This is a genomic window from Hymenobacter puniceus, from assembly GCF_014333525.1.
In the GTDB taxonomy this organism is placed as follows: domain Bacteria; phylum Bacteroidota; class Bacteroidia; order Cytophagales; family Hymenobacteraceae; genus Hymenobacter.
The window spans coordinates 736,518-755,192 of sequence record NZ_JACSCX010000001.1; the positions used below are offsets into that span (position 1 = coordinate 736,518).

Annotated in this window: 16 protein-coding genes; 6 read left to right on the forward strand and 10 right to left on the reverse strand. The window is 54.9% G+C overall.

The genetic code is table 11. The features are described from left to right. Positions 1-52: 52 nt before the first annotated feature. From H8B14_RS03170 to H8B14_RS03210, 9 genes are all read right to left on the reverse strand, one after another. Positions 53-1,411 carry a PQQ-dependent sugar dehydrogenase gene (locus tag H8B14_RS03170; RefSeq protein ID WP_187314138.1) on the reverse strand — a complete coding sequence of 453 codons (1,359 nt, stop codon included), beginning with the start codon at positions 1,409-1,411 and terminating at the stop codon, positions 53-55. Positions 1,412-1,446: 35 nt separating this feature from the next. Next, positions 1,447-2,598, reverse strand: a complete 1,152-nt coding sequence (locus tag H8B14_RS03175; RefSeq protein ID WP_187314139.1) for an acyltransferase family protein — start codon at positions 2,596-2,598, stop codon at positions 1,447-1,449. A gap of 60 nt (positions 2,599-2,658) precedes the next feature. Next, on the reverse strand, positions 2,659-3,549 hold the full coding sequence (locus tag H8B14_RS03180; protein ID WP_187314140.1) for an alpha/beta hydrolase: 891 nt from the start codon (positions 3,547-3,549) through the stop codon (positions 2,659-2,661). A gap of 108 nt (positions 3,550-3,657) precedes the next feature. Next, positions 3,658-4,491 (reverse strand): phosphosulfolactate synthase, encoded by an 834-nt coding sequence (locus H8B14_RS03185; RefSeq protein ID WP_187314141.1) that lies wholly within the window; start codon positions 4,489-4,491, stop codon positions 3,658-3,660. A 180-nt stretch (positions 4,492-4,671) separates the two neighbouring features. Further along, a complete protein-coding gene (locus H8B14_RS03190) occupies positions 4,672-6,069 on the reverse strand; it encodes a tetratricopeptide repeat protein (RefSeq protein ID WP_187314142.1) in 1,398 nt (465 codons plus the stop codon). 184 nt (positions 6,070-6,253) lie between these two features. Beyond that, the gene (locus H8B14_RS03195; protein WP_261989855.1) at positions 6,254-7,279 is read right to left on the reverse strand and encodes an NAD-dependent epimerase/dehydratase family protein; all 1,026 of its coding nucleotides are present in this window, start codon (positions 7,277-7,279) and stop codon (positions 6,254-6,256) included. A 4-nt stretch (positions 7,280-7,283) separates the two neighbouring features. Continuing rightward, positions 7,284-8,054, reverse strand: coding sequence for a tyrosine-protein phosphatase (locus H8B14_RS03200; protein ID WP_187314143.1), 771 nt, complete (start codon positions 8,052-8,054; stop codon positions 7,284-7,286). Positions 8,055-8,078: 24 nt separating this feature from the next. Further along, a complete protein-coding gene (locus H8B14_RS03205) occupies positions 8,079-10,547 on the reverse strand; it encodes a polysaccharide biosynthesis tyrosine autokinase (protein WP_187314144.1) in 2,469 nt (822 codons plus the stop codon). A gap of 61 nt (positions 10,548-10,608) precedes the next feature. Next, positions 10,609-11,469 carry a polysaccharide biosynthesis/export family protein gene (locus H8B14_RS03210; protein WP_261989856.1) on the reverse strand — a complete coding sequence of 287 codons (861 nt, stop codon included), beginning with the start codon at positions 11,467-11,469 and terminating at the stop codon, positions 10,609-10,611. A gap of 303 nt (positions 11,470-11,772) precedes the next feature. Here H8B14_RS03210 and H8B14_RS03215 point away from each other — a divergent pair, with 303 nt between their 5' ends. From H8B14_RS03215 to hpf, 4 genes are all read left to right on the forward strand, one after another. After that, positions 11,773-12,912: an acyl-CoA dehydrogenase family protein gene (locus H8B14_RS03215; RefSeq protein ID WP_187314146.1), complete on the forward strand. Its 1,140-nt coding sequence runs from the start codon at positions 11,773-11,775 to the stop codon at positions 12,910-12,912. A gap of 151 nt (positions 12,913-13,063) precedes the next feature. After that, positions 13,064-13,261, forward strand: coding sequence for a 30S ribosomal protein S21 (rpsU, locus tag H8B14_RS03220; RefSeq protein WP_187314147.1), 198 nt, complete (start codon positions 13,064-13,066; stop codon positions 13,259-13,261). Positions 13,262-13,408: 147 nt separating this feature from the next. Further along, complete coding sequence (locus H8B14_RS03225) at positions 13,409-14,296, forward strand: tyrosine-type recombinase/integrase (protein ID WP_187314148.1); 888 nt, start codon at positions 13,409-13,411, stop codon at positions 14,294-14,296. Positions 14,297-14,338: 42 nt separating this feature from the next. Next, complete coding sequence (hpf, locus tag H8B14_RS03230) at positions 14,339-14,638, forward strand: ribosome hibernation-promoting factor, HPF/YfiA family (RefSeq protein WP_187314149.1); 300 nt, start codon at positions 14,339-14,341, stop codon at positions 14,636-14,638. A gap of 85 nt (positions 14,639-14,723) precedes the next feature. Here the strand turns inward: hpf and metK are convergent, their stop codons facing one another. Then, the gene (gene metK / locus H8B14_RS03235; RefSeq protein WP_187314522.1) at positions 14,724-15,986 is read right to left on the reverse strand and encodes a methionine adenosyltransferase; all 1,263 of its coding nucleotides are present in this window, start codon (positions 15,984-15,986) and stop codon (positions 14,724-14,726) included. Positions 15,987-16,175: 189 nt separating this feature from the next. On the opposite strand from metK, the gene H8B14_RS03240 reads away from it, so the two are divergent. Both H8B14_RS03240 and H8B14_RS03245 read left to right on the forward strand, forming a co-directional pair. Continuing rightward, a complete protein-coding gene (locus H8B14_RS03240) occupies positions 16,176-17,006 on the forward strand; it encodes a phosphatase PAP2 family protein (protein ID WP_187314150.1) in 831 nt (276 codons plus the stop codon). 247 nt (positions 17,007-17,253) lie between these two features. Further along, positions 17,254-18,675 carry a hypothetical protein gene (locus H8B14_RS03245; protein WP_187314151.1) on the forward strand — a complete coding sequence of 474 codons (1,422 nt, stop codon included), beginning with the start codon at positions 17,254-17,256 and terminating at the stop codon, positions 18,673-18,675.

Genomic DNA, 18,675 nt, shown 5'->3' on the forward strand with positions numbered 1-18,675 from the left:
ATCCTCCCTTTTTTATTTCAGCGGCCGTTTACCAGCGTCAGGCTGAGCAATGTTAGCCTTTGCTGGCCGCCACGCGCCACACTTTGTTGCCGGCATCGTCCAGCACCAGCAGCGAGCCGTCGGGCATCGTTGTGACGCCTACGGGGCGGCCGTACACTTCTTTTTCAGGAGCATTGGCAATAAAGCCGGTTACGAAGTCCTCCATCTTACCGGCGGGCTTGCCGCTGGCAAACGGCACGAACACCACCTTATAACCCGTAAACTCCGAGCGGTTCCAGGAGCCATGCTGGCCTACGAAAGCGCCTTTCTGGTAGCGGGTCGGGAAGGCCTGGCCATCGTAGAAAGCCAAGCCCAACGATGCCGTATGCGGCCCCAACGCCACTTCGGGCACCAGAGTTTTCTTCACCAGGTCGGGCCGCTCCCCTTTGCGGCGTGGGTCTTCTTTGGGGCCAAAATAGGCGTAGGGCCAGCCGTAGAAGGCGCCGGGCTGCACGCTGGTGAGGTAGTCGGGCACGAGGTCGTCGCCCAGTTCGTCACGCTCGTTCACGGCCGTCCAGAGGGTTTTGGTGCCGGGGGCCCAGCCCATTCCAACCGGATTCCGTAGGCCTGCCGCGTAGATTTTCTCGCCCGAGCCATCGGGGTTGATTTCGAGAATGTTGGCGCGGCGCTGTTCGTTTTCCATACCATTTTCGCCCACGTTGGAGCCCGAGCCCACGCTTATGTAGATTTTGGAGCCATCGGCGCTGGCCAGCAGATTGCGGGTCCAGTGGTTGTTGTAGCCACCGGCCGGCAAATCCAGAATCTTCTGGCCCGGGCCTGTGATTTTGGTTTGGCCGGGCTTGTAGGCATAGCGCAGCACACCGTCGGTGTTGGCTACGTAGAAGTAATCGCCGAGCACCAGCATGCCCAGCGGCTGGTTGAGGTTGGCCAGGAAGGTTTCGCGCACATCGGGCTTGCCATCCTTGTTGGTGTCGCGCAGCAGCGTGATGCGGTTGGCACTGGTTTCTTTCAACGACTTCGAAGTGTCCAGCTCCAGTTTAGCGGCCACTTTCTTCTTGAAGGAAGTCGGCACTGTGTTCGACTCGGCCACCAGCACGTCGCCGTTGGGCGTGACGTAGGCCCAGCGTGGACTGTTGAAGCTGCCAGCGTACTCCGTAATCACGAAGCCCGTGGGCACTACCGGCGTTTTGCCGGCCGGCCAGCCAATTACCTTGCTGCGCTTGGTCACCGATTTGGTGGCGTAGGGCTCCGGCAAGGCTGGTGCGGCAGCGGTAGGCTGGGTGGCAGAATCGGGTGCGGCGACGGTGGCCGCGGGGGTGTTGGTGGGTGTATCGGTGGTGGGCTGGCCCTGGTTGCAGCCAGCCAGCAACAGCAGAGCCGCTACCGGCCCCGGGAAAGTTAATTGTTTCATGTCAGGATAGAATGCGGAAAGCTTTTCTACCTGCTTTAAGCTGATATAGTTACGCCGGGGGTGTTTTGAGTAGCTACCGCCGAATGGTTGGGCTTGCCTACCACCCGCCGCAGCCACTGGTTGAGCGGTTCTTCCAGCAACCAGTACAGCAGAATAGATGCCACATACAGCAGCAACACGCACAGCGCCTGACTGCCGGTGGCCTCGTAGAGCAGCTGCTGAAACACGCCAATATGAATCAGGTAGAAGGCATACGAGCTTTTGCCCAGCAGCACCAGCGGCGCGCTGCTCAGCAGGCGGCGCAGCACGGTATCTTCCTGCACCAGCCCCCACAGCAGCGGCCCGATACCCACCAGCGGCAGCACGATGTTGTTGATAAACATTCCGGCAGGCTGCATCACCCCAAACTCAAATTCGCCGGGGCCATGTAGTAAGCTCAAGGCGCCTATGCAAGCCAGCATACCCACTACTCCCACGTACGTAAGGCCCCGGACAGGCAACTGCTGCCTACCGCGCTGGCGCAGCCACCAAGCCAGGGCCACACCCGTAAAAAACTCGGCTGCCCGCCCCAAATACACGAACTGAAACAAGAAATCCAGCGAGTCGAAGAAGCCGTGCCAGGGCTGGGGCCGCCCGGCCAGCACCAGCGCCACGCCTACTGCCGCCAGTAGCAGCGGCAGCGCCCACAGCCAGTGCGCGCTACGCCGCACCAGCACAAACGCCAGCGGGGCCGACACGTAGAACATTTCTTCGGTAGTGAGCGACCAGCCCTGTGCAATGCCCGTGTAGAGATACTGCTGAAACAGCCCGCGCAGAAACGTAATGTTGAGCACGTACTGCTCCAGCAGGTTGTCGGCAGTGTCGCGGCCCAGGTAGTAGAACAGCCCGAACGTGGCCGTGGTGAGCAGAAAATACAGCGGGTAGATGCGGGCGAAGCGGTTGGCGAAATACGCCCGCCACGACAGCTGCTCCACGCCCAGATACCGGTAGCCAATCAGAAAGCCGCTTAGTACGAAAAACACCGTCACGCCGATGTGCAGCTCGGCCGCCAGCGTGTGTACCGTCCAGCCCACTCTCTCGACCGAAAACGGATTGAAATGATGCACAAATACCAGCAGCGCCGCCACGGCCCGCAAACCCGTCAGGGCCGGAAAGTATTGTTTGGGCTCTGATGGCGCAGTATTCATGCAGAGAGAAGCTAGGCGAAATATCCAGGCAAAACGGGTAGTAACGGTGTGGCTTTGCTGCTACCGGCCCAGCAGAAACCGGAGTGGCACGGCCACCCGCTGCTGCCAGGCGGCTTCGTTGTGGGCCGCCCCGGCGTACTTGCGGCTCAGCCAGCTACGGCGCGGGTAGCGCACGGCCCGCAGCAAGCTATCCACGCGTTGCTGGTGAGGCTCATACCACGCGTCGAGTGTGGTGGTGCCGTAGTCGAAATACAGACGCGGACGGAGCCGGCCGGTTAGGCGGGGCTGCAGGTAGGCCAGCATGGCTGTGGTGAAGTCGGGCGTGTTTTGCTTCAAGCTCAGGGGCCAGTGCGTGGAAAGGCAAGCCGCGCCGCCAAACACCTCCGGGTACTCCAGCGCCGCATACAGCGAAATCAGGCCGCCCATGCTGCTGCCCGCCACAAACGTATCCTGCCGGCGCGGGCTGGTGCTATACAGGCTGTCAATGCGCGGCTTCAGCTCCTGTACCAGAAATTTCAGGTAGTCGTCGGAGAGCGGGGTGCCGGGGCGCTCCTGCGCCAATTGGGCGCGTCGGGCTTCGGGTATGGCGGCATAGGGCTTGGCCGGGGCGTACTCGCGGAAGCGGCGGTCAGTGTTCCAGACGCCTACTACGATGCAAGGCCGCGCTTCCTTTGCACCAATTAGCTGTGTAAGCACACTGTCTATCTCCCAGGCAGTGCCGCCGTAGGAAGTAGCCGGCTCAAACAGGTTCTGGCCGTCGTGCATGTACAGCACGGGGTAGTGGCGGCGCGAGTTGTAGCCCGGCGGCAGCCACACGCTCACGCGGCGCGGCTGCACAAATCGCGACGCTATTTCGCCGAGCTGCTCCAGCCGGCCAGGCGGGGTGGCCGGTTGGGCCCAGGAGGAAAACGCCAGCAGTACCAGCGGCAGTAGTAATAGTCGCAGCTTCATGCCGCAAGTATAGCCACAAGCCGCGCCCCAATTGCCACTAAACGCCAGGTGGCTGCCTCCGTTGCCGAAAGCAGCCACCTGCGTACTATTTAGAACATCGTGGAGCGCTTAGCCGCGCGGCATCGAGGTGCCGGGGCGGCCCGTAGGCTTCACTTCGGGCTTGAACATTTCGTCTACGTTATCCATGTCGAGGAAGTCGGTGAACGTGTCGCCGCGCAAGCCCAGGCGGATGGTTTCCAGGCTTATGATTTCATTAGGCGCAATGTTGCCCAGGTTTACGTTGGCGCCCAGCAGCTTGATGAACCACACCTGCTGCGCCTTCTGCGGGGCTTCCCACAGGATTTTCTCGAACGGAATCTGCGTTAGGATTTCCTCTACCAGGCCCGAGCGAACCTCGCCGGTGCTGCGGAACAAACCCACATTGCCGGCCTCGCGCGCCTCCCCAATTACCTTCACGGCGCCGGCTTCCAGCTCGGTTTTCATCTGCGAAATCCACTTGTAAGGTGGAATGATCTTCTCGGCATCCTTGGAGCCCACCTCGCTCAGCACCTGTACATCCTGGGCCAGCGTGCGGATGTACTCCAGCTTTTTGTCGTGTACCAAGTCAATTGAGCCGTCTGATACTTCGGCGTACTCCATGCCGAACTCCTCCAGCAGGCGGCGGTAGTCATCGAACTGGTTGCGGATAATGAAGGCCTCAAACAGCGTGCCGCCGAAGTACACCGGAATTCCGGCCTCTTTGTAGGCAGCCAGCTTGCGCTTCAGGTTGGGCGTCACAAACGACGTGGCCCAGCCCAGCTTCACGATGTCGGTGTAGGGCGCGCCCACTTCCAGAAAATCTTCTACCTCCCGTACACTCAGGCCTTTGTCCATGACCATGGTAAAGCCTTGCTCGCGGGGTTTGGCAGTGCGCTCAGGAAGTTGTGAGAGGTGGTAGTTCATGCTGTAGGGTCTTAGTTAAATTGGGTATGAGAGCCTGACCAGCAGGCAGCACGCCCGGCCCGATGAAGGCAATACGGCAAAAGTAAGCCCGAATTTTATAAATGAAGGCCTGAGAAGACAGTTCAGCTTCCAGGCAGCTAACCATCTTCCCAGGCCTTTAGTATCCGGTTGCCGGGTTTTCTATTTCCGATACTGGTCAATCAGACGGGCCAGTGCCTGCTGCGACTCCAGTTCCGGAAAGTATTCAAACAGCAGCCGGTGCTTGTCGAAATCCAGCACCAAGGCATTTTCTAGCGTCTCGTAAGCTTCGCGGAAGCGTCCAGCGGCCAGTTGGTAAGCACACAGCCGGTAGTGCAACTCGGCTTCCAGCGGCTGCACCTCCACGGCGTTGCGCATCAGGTCAATGGCGCCCTGGAAATTGCCTTGCTCGTAGAGAATAATGCTCCAGTTCAGCCATACATCTTTGCTGTCGGGCGCTACTTCGGCCGCCTTTTCGTAGGCTTCCAGCGAGCTTACCACGTTGCCCACTTGGTATTCGGCCGCGGCCAGCGCCAGCCAGTATTCCACGCTTTCGGCATAGATGCCCACCGCTTTCCGGAAAAAGTGCGTAGCCTCCAGGTAGCGCTCCTGCTCGTTCATGATGATGCCAATACCGAACCACGCTTCGTCCATCTCCGGCTCCATATCAATGGACTTCTGGTAGAAGCGGCGGGCAGCATCCCATTCGCGCAGCTTTTCGTGGCACTCACCGATGTTGCAGAGCGCCTCCGGCGTCGGCTGGCCTTCCTCGTAGCTCAGCTCGAACTCTGCAATAGCCTCCCGGTAGCGCTCCTGGCTGATGTACACGCTGGCCAGATAGGCATGCGCCTCCAAGAACTTGGCATCCACGAGAATGGCGTACTCAAAGGCTGCTACCGCCTTGTCCAGCTGCTCCAGCCGGAAATATGCCTGGCCCAGATTGTACCAGGCAGTAGCCGAGTACGGGTCATCGTCGGTGAAGCGTTGAAAAAACGGCAGGTTTTCCTCCAACCGCTCACTTACTTCCAGGCAGTACAGCAGTTCCTGCACCGCTACGTCGTTGTCAGAGTTGATACGCAGGCTTTTCTTGTAATACTTGGCCGCACTCTTAAACTTCTGCCAGCTCTGGTAGGCCAGTCCCAAGTTGAAAAAGATATCATCCCGGTCCGGAGCCCGGTCGGCAGCCTGCAGAAAGAAGGCCACGGCCTCAGCGAATTCGCCTTTTTGGGTGGCAATGATACCGCGCGTAACCGCTACGTCTGGGTTGTCGGGGTCGAGGTGGGCAACATTCTCAATCTGGCTGCTAGCCTCTAGATACTCGCCTTTCATGGCCAGCACCTGCGAGCGGTCAATCAGTAATTCAGTGCTGAATGGATACTGGGCAATGGCAGCTTCACAGGCCTGCAAAGCCTTGTCGTACTGCGTGTTGGTGGTATAATGGTCGATGATGTTCTCAAAATCGGCCAGGTCGAAAAAGACAGGTTCGTTTTGGGCTACCATCCGCTCGAAGCGGCGCACGGTGTCCAGTACTTCGTCCCGGTCCTCATAATTTTCATTCATTCTCATGCAGCTACAATCAAGTGCCGGTTATCCGTCAAAACGGCAGCCCCAATGGGCTTTCTTCCAGCCAACCCCCTTATAATGGGGCTACGGCCTAATATACAACAACCGCACCGGAGCCAAGCAGGTTCGCAAGGCAACGGCCTGCGTGAAAAATACTCTGGCTGAACGGTGAAGTGCCTTCCTACTTTGCCAGCACCTGGTGCTGCTTCCGTTGCAGTTCTTCGCAGCACCAAGCAATGGTTTCCTGCAAGGGCCGGAAAGCTTGACCAGTTGTGTGCGTTACCTTATCGGCGCGGTACAACACAGGACGGCGGCCGGCCCGGGCAGTGTCTTTGGTGATGAGCGGCCGGGCGCCAGTCAGCAAAGAACGAACGTGCTCCAGCCGCCAAATGCCTTCCGCTGCCCATTTGGGCACAGCTGTGGTGGGTGGCTTACGCCCAAAGCATTTGGCAGCCTGGGTTAGAAATTCCTGTAGCGGCAGGCTGCCGGCACTCAGCACGTAGCGTTCCGCCGTTAGGTCGGTATCTAGGGTGAGGTGAAGCATACTGGCTACCACGTCGCGCACGTCCACGAAATTGACGCTGCCCGGCGTATAGAAGCGGTGCTGCTGCCAGGCGTAGCGAAACAGCCGCGTGCTGCTTCGTTCCCAATCAGCCGGCCCCAGAATCACGGACGGACATATTATTACTGCCTGCAGCCCTTCCGCTACCCCGCGCCACACCTCCAACTCCGCCAGATACTTCGACGTAGCATACGCTCCGTGCTCGGCGCCTAGGTCCCACTTGGTATTCTCATCCAACACCTGCACCTGGCTGTTTGACAGCGCAGCCGCTTCCGTAGCACCGCCTCCCAGCGCTGCCACCGACGATACCTGGCAGAGCCTAAGGCGTGGCTGGCGCAGGCAGGCATCTACAATTGCTGCCGTGCCTTCCACATTCACCTGCAACAGCGCCTCTTCATCCTGCGGCGCATACGATACCAGCCCGGCGCAATGAAATACGTGGCTTACTCCTTCCAGCGCCTTATGCAGCAAGGTAGTATCCCGCAGATCTCCTTCTATCCATTCCACCGTATCGGCTTCAGCTATTGCGGGTATATGCTGCCGGTAAAGTGCGCGCACTCGTACGCCACGTTTCACCAGCGCAGGAATCAAAAAACTACCCACAAGGCCGCTGCCGCCGGTCACGAAAATCATGGAGTTTTTCAATCCGTTACAGCGTATTATTGAGTAACGGCAGCGCCAGCAGCTTACGCATGTATTCCGCAGGCAGCACTTTATCGCGCAAAGTTGCCGTATGCTTAAGGTTATGAGCATCGGAACCTACCATATCTACCAACCCGGCATCAATGAGCTTTTCAGCAACGCGCTTCGCACCCGCTGAGTAATAGCCGGCCAGTGAATTCAGGTTCACCTGCAGCATAGCACCGGTTTCTCTCACTTTCACCAAGTCATCAAACCGGCCATAGAAATAGGTGTATCGCTCCGGGTGGGCCAATACAGGTTGGTAGTTGCGGCTTAGCAGTTGAAATATGGTTTCCGCGAGGTTGAGCGGCTCGTTGATATAGCTGGTTTCCAACAGTATATACCGCTTGTCGCCACCGAAGGTCAGCATCTCATCACCACGCTCTAGCCGGGGGCCGAACCATTCGTCGAGGTAATATTCGGCCGCACATTCCAGTGTTACATCCTCTAGACCAGCATTGCCAGCTGCCTGCTGTAGCACGCGCAATGCTTCACGGATACCATCGGGCGTATTCTTATAAAAGTCGCCCATAATATGAGGCGTCATAATAAGCTTACGATATCCTAAAGCGCGTAACTCCCGCAACAGCTCCAACGACTGTGCTACGTTTTCGGCACCATCATCAAGGCCAGGCAGTACGTGCGAATGCATATCGGCACCTAACCCCGCAAGCGCGTCGGCCGCCACTATCGGCAAGGATGCCGCACGGCCAAAGAGCTTCTGGAAGAAGGATGCCATACTTGTTATGCGGATTGTACGAAGTTAAGAAAAGCGCTTACGGATGCGCGCCAGCTTGCTGTCAGCTGGTTTGGTTTCTTCGTAATAACCTTGCCCATAACCGTAACCATAGCCATAGCCGTAGCCATAGCCATACATCCCACTCGACTGGGCATCGTTGAGGATGACACTTAAGCGGCTGAAGTTGTTGGCTCTGGCTAATTTATTGATGTTTTTCAAAAAGGCCTTTTTAGAGTAATTAGCCCGCACGATGTAGATAGGAATATCAGCTTTGCGCATGATAAGGATACCGTCGGTTACCAATCCTACCGGCGGAGTATCAATCAGGATAACGTCGTACACCTGGTGCAGATCAGCCAATAATTCGTCGAATTTGGCACTTAGGATTAACTCCGATGGGTTTGGCGGCGTTGGTCCCGCCGAAATAAAGTCCAGTGTAGGGATGGAAGTGTGCTGAATGCACTCTTCAATTGAATGTTTATCAATCAGAATAGTACTTATACCTTTCACGTTCTCTGCCCCGAAAGCCAAGTTAACTTTTGGCTTCCGCATATCCAGATCCAGGATAACCACGCGTTGCTCTGACAGCGCAATGATGCCACCGAGATTCACGGACACAAAGGTCTTGCCTTCTCCCGAAATAGTAGACGTCACCGAAATCAGCCGCTTCTTTTTGGCTGAGCTGATAAAGTCCAGGTTGGTACGAATAGAGCGGATAGATTCGGAAATAGCTGACTTAGGATTCTTATCCACCACCAGCTTGGATACGTTCATTTTTTCCTTATCGTATGTCGGAATAACTCCTAGCACAGACGAACTAGTTGCGCGCTCCAGCTCTCTTACATTCGTTACGGTGTTGTGCAAGAAATAGCGAGTGGCCATCAGTGCCAATCCTAATATAATTCCGCTGGCAAGACCAATAGCATACACCATTAGCTTTACAGGTGAAATAGGCGAAAGTGGCCTGCTAGCTGGCGACAGAATTTGAAAATCAGGCGTCGTACCTGCTTTTGCAATATTGAATTCCTGCTTTTTATCCATTAGCATCAAATACGATTTCTCGTATAGCTCTAATGGTCTGTTAAGACGAGCAAGCTCAGTAGCTTTTTGAGGTAATGCCTGTAATTCTGAATTAATGGCATTGCGTTGACGGTCTAGTGCGGCTAATTCACCATCTAGTACTTGCTGGCTCTGGCGTAATGTACGCCGCAGATTACCCTTTGCAAAGGCTAACTGCTCCTGTTGCTGTTGTACCGCTTCAGTGGTTTCCTTGTAAGAACGAGACAGGCGTCGCAAATTCCATTGTAAGTCGTTTAACTCTGATAATTGCTGCGAAAGTTGCGGGTCTTCTAACGTTGCTAAAGCTGGAATGCTTTGCTGTACTGTTAGGTCTTCCCGAGTCGTTATGGTACCACGCTCTGCTAGAGCTGCTACTTCGTCCAATAAACGGATTTTTTCTGTCAGCTTTAATCTCTCTTCTTCCTGTTTTTCTAATTTAGACGTTAGACCTGCAATGCTTCCTCTAGCATCATATGTTTTATTCTGCCGAACGAAGCTTTGTAGGTTTTCCTCGGCAACGGCTAGCTCTTGCCGATTTGAAGCTAACTGCTCATCCAGGAACTGAAGCGTTTGAGCGGTAGCAGCTTGCTTTTGAGCTATTTTCTGCTGGAGATAAATAGTATCTATTTTATTAACAATTGCTCTTGCTTTATCAGGAGTGAAATCCTGAAAAGAAATTTGGATGGTATTTGCATTAGGGTTTACTATTTCAACTAATAAGCCTTGATCCAGGTATTCGTTGATTGCCACCTCATCGTTAATAATAAAATGGTAATTGCGCTCCAAATCAGAGGCATTCATATTCGGTTTAGCCGCTAGCTGCAATATCATTCCGCCAAGTTGTACCGGCTGATTGATGGCATACTCTCCACTATGCTCCTGTCCCTGCAGCTGGTAAGATATACGATACTTCTGCAGCGAAAGAAAATTAACGCTGAATTTCACATTATATAAAATATCTCCTTGATATTGCACCTGAAAAGGAGAGGTGCCATACAGCTCTGTTTCAAGTACTGTGCCTTCTGCGTAATAATTTACATTTAAGTCCAATGAATCGCGCAAACGACGATAAATTATATTGGACTTAATAAGCTCTACTTCTCCGGAAAGTTTATTTATACTCTGTTGCCCTTCAGCGGCACCCATTATTCCACTAAGGCCTAACGTACCTGCCTCTGTTTTTTCATCAATCTTCAGTAATGAAGATGACTTATATACCGGCTTGGTGTAGCGCAAAAACAACCAGGACCCAGTCAATCCCAAGCCAATTAATAGTAGTAGCCAGATCAGGCTACGACGCACTACCATCAGTAGCGTATCGAAATCTAATCCACCGCCTTCATCTGCAGACTCCGATTCTACGGGCACAGCGTTTACTCCGCCTGTGGCATTTCGGATCAAACTCTCCAATTCGGCGTTTTCGTTAACGGCCATTTACAAGACTAAGAAGTTAAGTGATTCAGAGAAACGGTGCTAGGCTACACGCATCTTTGCACTAACGTGTTAGAGAAAGAACTAGACTAAAAGTGGTTAAAATGATAGTTGATAAGCCCAACAACGGGGCCGCATCATTTAACCCATCATAAAACGGACGGCGGATAGGCTCTATATAGATGATATCGTTGGGTTCTACCTGCAAATTTGCCCGGCGCATTCCATCAATAGTGGTGAGGTCTATCTGCTCAATCTGCGGATTTTTTAAGTCGCCACGAATGATACGAATGTTGGATGCTTTGCCACCTGAACGGTATAGGCTATTTGCACCACCACTACTCCCATCGACGCCACCAGCTGATGCCAATACTTCCAACAGGTTCATGTTATCATTCACCAAAGGCACAATCCTTCCTCCTGGTGAACCCAACACGATTACTCGGCTATTTGTCACTCGAGTGGTAACGAACACGCCTTTATAGAACTCGCTGTACTGTATTTGCAAAATGCTATCCGCTTGCTGAAGTGTAAGCCCCAAAACCCGCACCCGATTGACAAGTGGTAGGCGCACATAACCATCGGTCTGCACTAAAAATTCGGACTCCCCAACCGAGCCCTGCGAATTTCCTCCCCCAGCCTGCTGACCACCGTTTTGGCTTGATGTACCTAAAGTGCGACTCCCGTTAGCCCCAGTAGGCAACATACCAGCCGGAGCACCGAAACGTAACTCACCATTTGGATCAATAATTCGTTCCCCCTCATTGGTGTATACACGCACCGCCAGAAAATCATTTTTCTGGATGGTATAATTACGGTTTACGCGGTTCACGACCCGCCGAATTCTAGTTGTGTCCAACCCTTTGCCGTTATCCAATTGAAACATCACCCGCTGCTTATATAACTTTTCAGTGCAGGATGACATAAGTATCAGGAAAGGCATGCATAGCAGCCACAACAAAGCAAGGTGGCGAGAAACGGATAAACGCATTAGGCTGAAGGGAGCCGAAAAAGTGAAAGGATGGGCCGCGGCAAGACGCCATCCAGAGGAGGTAGTTTCTCTGAAAAACCTTCAAAGTTAACCGATTTAGCGGCCTCTTTCAAAATTGCCCCGAACTCCCTTAATTCTGCACGCGGCTCAAGGCCGCCAAAATCGTACTTTCGCGGACCCAAAGCCGGGCTTCCCCGGTTATAGCTCTACTTCTCACCACCTTTCATTTTCCCACCCATGGAATTGGTTGCTACTGAAAACCAGACAATGATTGCCCAGATGGTGCGCGACTTTGGCGCACAGCACATCAAACCCCACATGATGAAGTGGGACGAAAGCCAGGAGTTTCCAATTGAAGTATTCCACAAGCTCGGCGAAATGGGCCTGATGGGTGTGCTTGTGCCTCAGCAATATGGCGGCGCCGGCTTCGGCTATACCGAGTACGTTACGGCCATTGCCGAGCTAGCGAAGATTGATGGCAGCATTGGCCTGAGCATGGCGGCTCACAACTCGCTGTGCACCGGCCATATTCTGCAGCACGCTTCCGAGGAGCAGAAGCTGAAGTATTTGCCCAAACTGGCTTCCGGCGAGTGGATCGGCGCTTGGGGCCTGACGGAACCTAACACAGGCTCCGACGCCGGCAACATGCGCACGGTAGCTGTGGAAGACGGAGACTATTATGTATTGAATGGCGCCAAGAACTTTATCACCCACGGCAAATCCGGCAACGTAGCCGTGGTTATTGCCCGCACGGGTGAGGTAGGCGACTCACACGGCATGACGGCCTTCATCGTGGAGCGAAATACGCCCGGATTCGCCGCCGGCCGTAAAGAAGACAAGCTGGGTATGCGCGCTTCCGAAACCACGGAGCTGATTTTCACGGACTGCCGCGTGCCCAAGGAAAACGTTATCGGCAAAGTAGGCGATGGATTTGTGCAGTCGTTGAAGGTGCTCGACGGTGGCCGTATCAGCATTGCGGCATTGAGCCTGGGTATCGCGCAGGGTGCTTACGAAGCCGCCCTGCAGTATTCCAAGGAGCGCCAGCAGTTCAACCAGCCCATCAGCAGCTTCCAGGGCATTGCCTTCAAGCTGGCCGATATGGCTACCGAAATTGAGGCGGCTTCACTGCTTACCTACCGCGCTGCTGATATGAAAGACCGTGGCTTGAACGTAAACCGCGAGTCGGCTATGGCCAAGCTCTATGCTTCCGAAGTATCGGTACGGGTGGCAAATGAGGGTGTGCAGATCTTCGGCGGCTACGGCTACACCAAAGATTACCCCGCCGAGAAGTACTACCGTGACGCCAAACTGTGCACCATCGGCGAAGGCACTTCTGAGATTCAGAAGCTGGTTATTGCGCGCACACTGCTGAAGTAGAATCGCAGATATTGCAGATTGGAAGGATTACGCAGATTTCAGCAGGCCCCAAATAGTGACCGAGCAAGAAATCTGCGTAATCCTTTTAATCTGAAACATCTGTGATTATCTTTGCGGCCCTTCACAGAAGAGTTTTCAACCCCACTGACATATGATCATCGTACAAATTAAGGAAAACGAGTCGGTTGACCGCGCCCTCAAGCGTTTCAAGAAGAAGTTTGAGCGCACGGGCGTTCTGAAAGAGTTGCGTCGTCGCACATTCTTCCAGAAGCCGTCGATCACCAACCGTAAGCAGAAGCAGAAGGCCATCTACAAGCAGGTGACCTACGGCAACGAGGCTAGCGCCTAGCGCTCTGCTGCTTTCCGGATTAAAAACCGGCTGATGCCCATTTATGGTGCGTTGGCCGGTTTTTTCGCGTCCTGTTGGCTGCGGTTTTTTTCTTCCCCTGAAATCCATACATTGGTTATCCGGCCCTGGCGGCCGGGTCACTACTGTATGGATTTGTTTTTTGCCTACCTGCAGTCTGAACGACGCTACAGCCCCAACACGCTGCTGTCGTATCAGACTGATCTGCGCCAGTTCTCGGAGTATCTGCGGGCTACTTATGAACTGGATGAACCCGCGCAGGCCGACCACACGCTGATCCGCTCGTGGGTGGTAACGCTGATGCAGCAGGAACTGGACCCGCGCACCGTGAATCGCAAAATTGCCTGTCTACGCTCCTATTATAAGTTTCTGCTGACAACGGGTGTTGTCGGCCGCAACCCGATGCTACGCATCAAGGCGCCTAAGATGGCCAAGAAGCTGCCGGATTTTGTGCCCGAGGATAGCCTGAACGGTTTGCTGAACTCGTTTGAGTTTCCGGACACCTTTGCCGGCACGCGCGACCAGCTGATTCTGGAACTGCTGTATGGTACCGGCATCCGGCTGTCGGAGTTGCTGGGCATCCGGCCCGATGATGTAAGCTTAGCGGGCCGTACCGTGCGCGTAACAGGCAAAGGCAATAAACAGCGCATTGTGCCGCTAAACCCCACTCTGATAGCCGTTCTGGATAAGTATATAGCGTTTCGCCAACGTGAGTTCGGGTCAGAACGCAACGCCCAATCCATGCTCCTCGTTACGGACAAAGGCGAACCGTTGTACGAAAAGCTAGTGTATCGAACAGTGAAGCACTATTTAAGTCAGATTACTACCGCCTCGTCGCAGCAGCACCCCCACGTCTTACGTCACTCTTTTGCCACTCATCTGCTCAACAAAGGTGCTGATCTGAATGCCATTAAAGAACTTCTAGGCCACGCCAATCTTGCCGCTACTCAAGTATACACGCACTTGTCAATTGACAAGCTTAAATCTGTTTTTGAACAGGCCCATCCAAAGGCCTGAGTTGTGTTCCTTTTTTTTCTTACCTCCCAAACCCTACTACCGATGAAAGTACAGATGCATTCGGTGCACTTCGACGCCGACCAAAAACTGCTCGATTTCATCCAGAAACGCCTCGACAAGCTCGAAACCTTCTATGACCGTGTCACGGAAGGGGAAGTGATTCTGAAGTTGAATAATAAAGATGGTATTGCGAATAAGACGGTGGAAATCAAGCTGCTTGTGCCAGGCGCCACGCTGTTTTCGCAGGAAGACGCCGCTTCTTTTGAAGCCGCTGCCGATGCCGCCGCCGATAGCCTGAAGCGTCAGATCACCAAGCACAAAGAAAAAATCCTGGCGCATTAAGCGTATCGTATTCATAAACAAGAAGCCCCGCCTGACAGTCAGGCGGGGCTTCTTGTTTATTCATGGCACCAAACTCTGCTTTTTACTACAGGCCGAATTCAGATTTAATCTTGTCCACGTAGTCGAGCTTTTCCCAGGTGAAGGTTTCCACGGTGCGGGTGTTGCCGTTGGCATCCTGCACCTGCTTGGTGCCAGGCTGGCGGCCCATATGGCCGTACGCCGCCGACTCGCTGAAAATGGGGTTGCGCAAACCGAGGCGCTGCACAATGGCATAAGGGCGCAGGTCGAACAGGCGCTGTACTTTCTCGGCAATCTGGCCATCAGTGAGTTGCGTGCCGTGGCCGTTGCTGGCTTTGGTGGTGCCGTAGGTGGTTACAAACACGCCTACCGGCTGCGCCACGCCAATGGCGTAGGCTACCTGTACCAGCACCTGGTCGGCTACGCCGGCTGCCACCAGATTTTTGGCGATGTGGCGGGCGGCGTAAGCGGCCGAACGGTCTACTTTGCTGGAGTCTTTGCCCGAGAAGGCACCACCACCATGCGCGCCTTTGCCGCCGTAGGTGTCCACGATAATCTTGCGGCCGGTAAGGCCAGAGTCGCCGTGGGGGCCACCGATGACGAACTTGCCGGTGGGGTTGATGTGGTAGATGATGGCGTCGGTGAACAGGCTCTGCACCTCGGGGCTGAGCTGAGCCTTCACGCGGGGTACCAGAATGGTTTTGATGTCCTGCTCGATCTGGCGGAGCATGGTTTGCTCGTCCTGGTCGAACTCGTCGTGCTGGGTGCTTACCACGATGGTTTCAATGGCCTCAGGCGTGTTATCATCGGCGTAGCGGATGGTCACTTGGCTTTTGGCATCGGGACGCAGGTACGTCATCTGCTGGCCTTCGCGGCGGATTTTCGACAGCTCCTGCAGCAAACGGTGCGAGAGGTCGAGGGCCAGCGGCATATAATTGGGCGTTTCCTTGGTGGCGTAGCCGAACATCATGCCCTGGTCGCCGGCGCCCTGCTCTTCGTCCTTGGCACGCTCTACCCCCTGGTTGATATCAGCCGACTGCTCATGCAGGCGGTTCATTACCTCGCAGGTATCGGCATTGAACAGATACTCCGGCTTGTTGTACCCGATCCGACGAATAACTTCGCGAATAATTGGCTCGGCTTCTACGTGGGCTTTTGACTTGATTTCGCCGGCTACCAGCGCGAAGTCCGTGGTGACCAGGGTTTCGCAGGCTACTTTGGAAGCAGGGTCCTGGCGAAGATACTCGTCGAGGATAGCGTCGGAAATCTGGTCGGCTACTTTATCAGGATGGCCTTCCGAAACAGATTCGGAGGTGAACAGGTACGGCATCAGCTTGTAGGGTAGAGTACGCAAGGGGCCGGCAGCCCCTGCCCTGCGGTTGCTGCAGGGCTACAAAGCTACTATTTAGTTGGGAGTTGCCGACTATCATGTCAGTAGCAGGAATATGCCTCAGGCCAGCCAGTTAACCTCGGCCACAGATTTCCCGTTAGAGCGCTACTCTTTCCTAACCTTTTCTACATGAAGAAACTTTCCACTCTAGTACTGGCCTCCAGCCTGCTCGTCATCAATTCTCCGCAACAGGCACAAGCCCAAAGAGCCCGTTCGCCTTACCAGACCCGCTTTGCCGTGGACGGCCCCATTACGGGCGGTTTAGCTGCGCTCAGCATTACTGGTTTGTTGCTGGTGCAACAGAAAGACGGCCTGACGGATGCTCAGCTGGCGGCTCTCAACAAGAACGACATCCCGAAATTTGACCGGTTTTCGGCGGGCTACTACAGCGAAACTGCCCAGACGGCCGGTGACCTGATTGTGTATCCGTCGTTGCTGATTGCGCCGGGCCTGCTGGCGCTGGACCAAGATATCCGCAGCCGCTACGGGCAGGTGCTGGGCCTGTATCTGCAAAGCATGCTGGCCGCTGATGCCACCTTTACCATGACCGTCGGCACCGTGACGCGCTACCGGCCGTTTCTGTACGGCACCGAAGGCGGCGGCAGCCGCAACAGCAAGATTGCCACCAACTCGTTTTTTGCCGGCCACACGGCCCACACAGCCGCTGCCACGTTCTTTGCCGCCAAAGTCTACCACGACTTCCATCCTGATTCCAAAGCCAGACCGTTCATCTGGACGGCAGCTAGCGTGGTGTCAGTGGCTGAGGCCTATACCCGCCTAGAAGCCGGTAAACACTTCCTGTCCGACAACATTGTAGGACTGGCCGTGGGCGCTACGGCGGGCATTCTGGTGCCGCAGCTGCATAAGAAAACCGGCAACACGTACAGCATCAGCCCGGTGCAGGGCGTCAACGTGAATGGATACTCTTATTCCGGCCTGTTGTTGACCAAGCGGCTGTAGTCGTAATTAGTAACCACTTGCACTAATATCCGTGCCCCGGCTTGTCTTGCTGACGAGCCGGGGCTTTAGTTTTCGGTAAACTCTAATTGATGACCAGTCAGAATCCAGCAATGGTCTAAAATCGATGAGGATCCAGCAATAAACTTCTGTACTCTATAAATATAACTAAAGTAGATGCAGCCAAAGCGCCTATCTTGGCTCTAAAATCAGCCTGCTTACTTCAGTTAGGCTTATCTGTTACTACCCAATGCATCATTTATCAACCACAGCTGCCACTATAGGCGCTGTACTGCTGGCAGTTTCCAACCTGCAAGCCCAAAGCTACATGCCAGGCTACATTGTACCCATCGTCGGCGACACGGTGCGCGGCGAGCTGGAAAATGAGTTCTGGGAGGCTACTCCTGCCACACTACGGTTTCGTCCCACTGCCGCAACCGAGCCTCAAATGTTGCGCACAGCTGTGCTACAAGGATTCGGCTTTATGCAGGGCCGCTACTGGCGTCGTCAGTATCTGACGTATGACTCCTTGGCCGAAACTCACACCAATCTGGTACAACCTGGCCCCTTGCGCACGCACCTCGTGTCCGACTCAGTGATGACAGAAGTGCTGGTAGACGGGGTAGCCACACTCACGGCCATGCGCGGTGCTACGCCCCACTACTTTGTGCAGCGTCCGGGCCGTACCGCACTGGAGCTGGTAGCCCGTACCAGCATACAGACTAGTCCCGATGGCACCAACTACGTGCACTCCTTCAACAATTACAGGCAGCAGCTGAACATATATTTCGCAGACTGCCCGGCGCTGGCCGCTTCCTGGCGCACTCTACGCTTCGAGCCGCAGCAGTTGCAAGAAGCCATCAGCCGCTACAATGTACAATGCCAAGGCCAACCCAACGACCTAGCGCTAGGGATACCAGTCAAGCGGCCACGCCTAGAGTGGGGAATACTAACCGGTGCCGCCTATACCCGCACCACTCTGTCCGATGGACGGTCCCAGGGCTTCTCAGACAATTCGCCAATCGACGCACTACAGGTGCAGGTTCTTCGTCTGGAGTCATACTACCTCAATGATGTTCGGCTGGAAAGTGCGTTGCGGCCGCTGGGAGGGTTATATGCCGACCTGCTATTAGCGGGTCGGCGCTGGGCCATCCATACAGAAGCTACGGCTCGCACGCTGGCTCCCCTACGCTACGAGACGACCACCGGCAACCCGGCTTTTCCTACTAAAACTTACGAATTGCGTGGGCTTCAGGGGGCGGTTGCGCTAGGGGTACGGGTATTGCGTCCATTGGCAACCGGCCAGCTGCTGGCAGGGCTGGGCGGGAGCGTGCTACTCACGAAGCTGAGCCGCAATCAGGCTGAGTACCCAGGTATCAGCAGTCGAATGACGGGAGGACTGGTACTGCCGGTGCGGGGCTCCTTGGGGTACGCTACCCGCCAAGCCGGCGGTTACCTGGAAGCAGGTTACCGCCAAGGCCGCTTTACCGCCACTGCGTCAGTACGAGCCCACTACGGCGACGTAAACGACGATACAGCAGTTGAATCGGTAGTGGCTGATATCCGGACCGGCCGGTCGCTGGATGTATTGCATCCTAAGTATTCGCTCAGCAGCTACCAGACTTCGCTAACGTTGGCCGTGCGCCTCAACCGCAACACCGACCAACGCTAG

Bases quoted from the DNA above. Each gene is read 5' to 3' on its own strand.
- H8B14_RS03175 (WP_187314139.1), bottom strand. From the start codon at position 2,598: ATGAATACTGCGCCATCAGAGCCCAAACAATACTTTCCGGCCCTGACG.
- H8B14_RS03200 (WP_187314143.1), bottom strand. From the start codon at position 8,054: ATGGCATCCTTCTTCCAGAAGCTCTTTGGCCGTGCGGCATCCTTGCCG.
- hpf (WP_187314149.1), top strand. From the start codon at position 14,339: ATGAAAGTACAGATGCATTCGGTGCACTTCGACGCCGACCAAAAACTG.
- rpsU (WP_187314147.1), top strand. From the start codon at position 13,064: ATGATCATCGTACAAATTAAGGAAAACGAGTCGGTTGACCGCGCCCTC.
- H8B14_RS03245 (WP_187314151.1), top strand. From the start codon at position 17,254: ATGCATCATTTATCAACCACAGCTGCCACTATAGGCGCTGTACTGCTG.
- H8B14_RS03190 (WP_187314142.1), bottom strand. From the start codon at position 6,069: ATGAATGAAAATTATGAGGACCGGGACGAAGTACTGGACACCGTGCGC.
- H8B14_RS03205 (WP_187314144.1), bottom strand. From the start codon at position 10,547: ATGGCCGTTAACGAAAACGCCGAATTGGAGAGTTTGATCCGAAATGCC.
- H8B14_RS03210 (WP_261989856.1), bottom strand. From the start codon at position 11,469: ATGTCATCCTGCACTGAAAAGTTATATAAGCAGCGGGTGATGTTTCAA.
- metK (WP_187314522.1), bottom strand. From the start codon at position 15,986: ATGCCGTACCTGTTCACCTCCGAATCTGTTTCGGAAGGCCATCCTGAT.
- H8B14_RS03180 (WP_187314140.1), bottom strand. From the start codon at position 3,549: ATGAAGCTGCGACTATTACTACTGCCGCTGGTACTGCTGGCGTTTTCC.
- H8B14_RS03225 (WP_187314148.1), top strand. From the start codon at position 13,409: ATGGATTTGTTTTTTGCCTACCTGCAGTCTGAACGACGCTACAGCCCC.
- H8B14_RS03170 (WP_187314138.1), bottom strand. From the start codon at position 1,411: ATGAAACAATTAACTTTCCCGGGGCCGGTAGCGGCTCTGCTGTTGCTG.
- H8B14_RS03215 (WP_187314146.1), top strand. From the start codon at position 11,773: ATGGAATTGGTTGCTACTGAAAACCAGACAATGATTGCCCAGATGGTG.
- H8B14_RS03185 (WP_187314141.1), bottom strand. From the start codon at position 4,491: ATGAACTACCACCTCTCACAACTTCCTGAGCGCACTGCCAAACCCCGC.
- H8B14_RS03240 (WP_187314150.1), top strand. From the start codon at position 16,176: ATGAAGAAACTTTCCACTCTAGTACTGGCCTCCAGCCTGCTCGTCATC.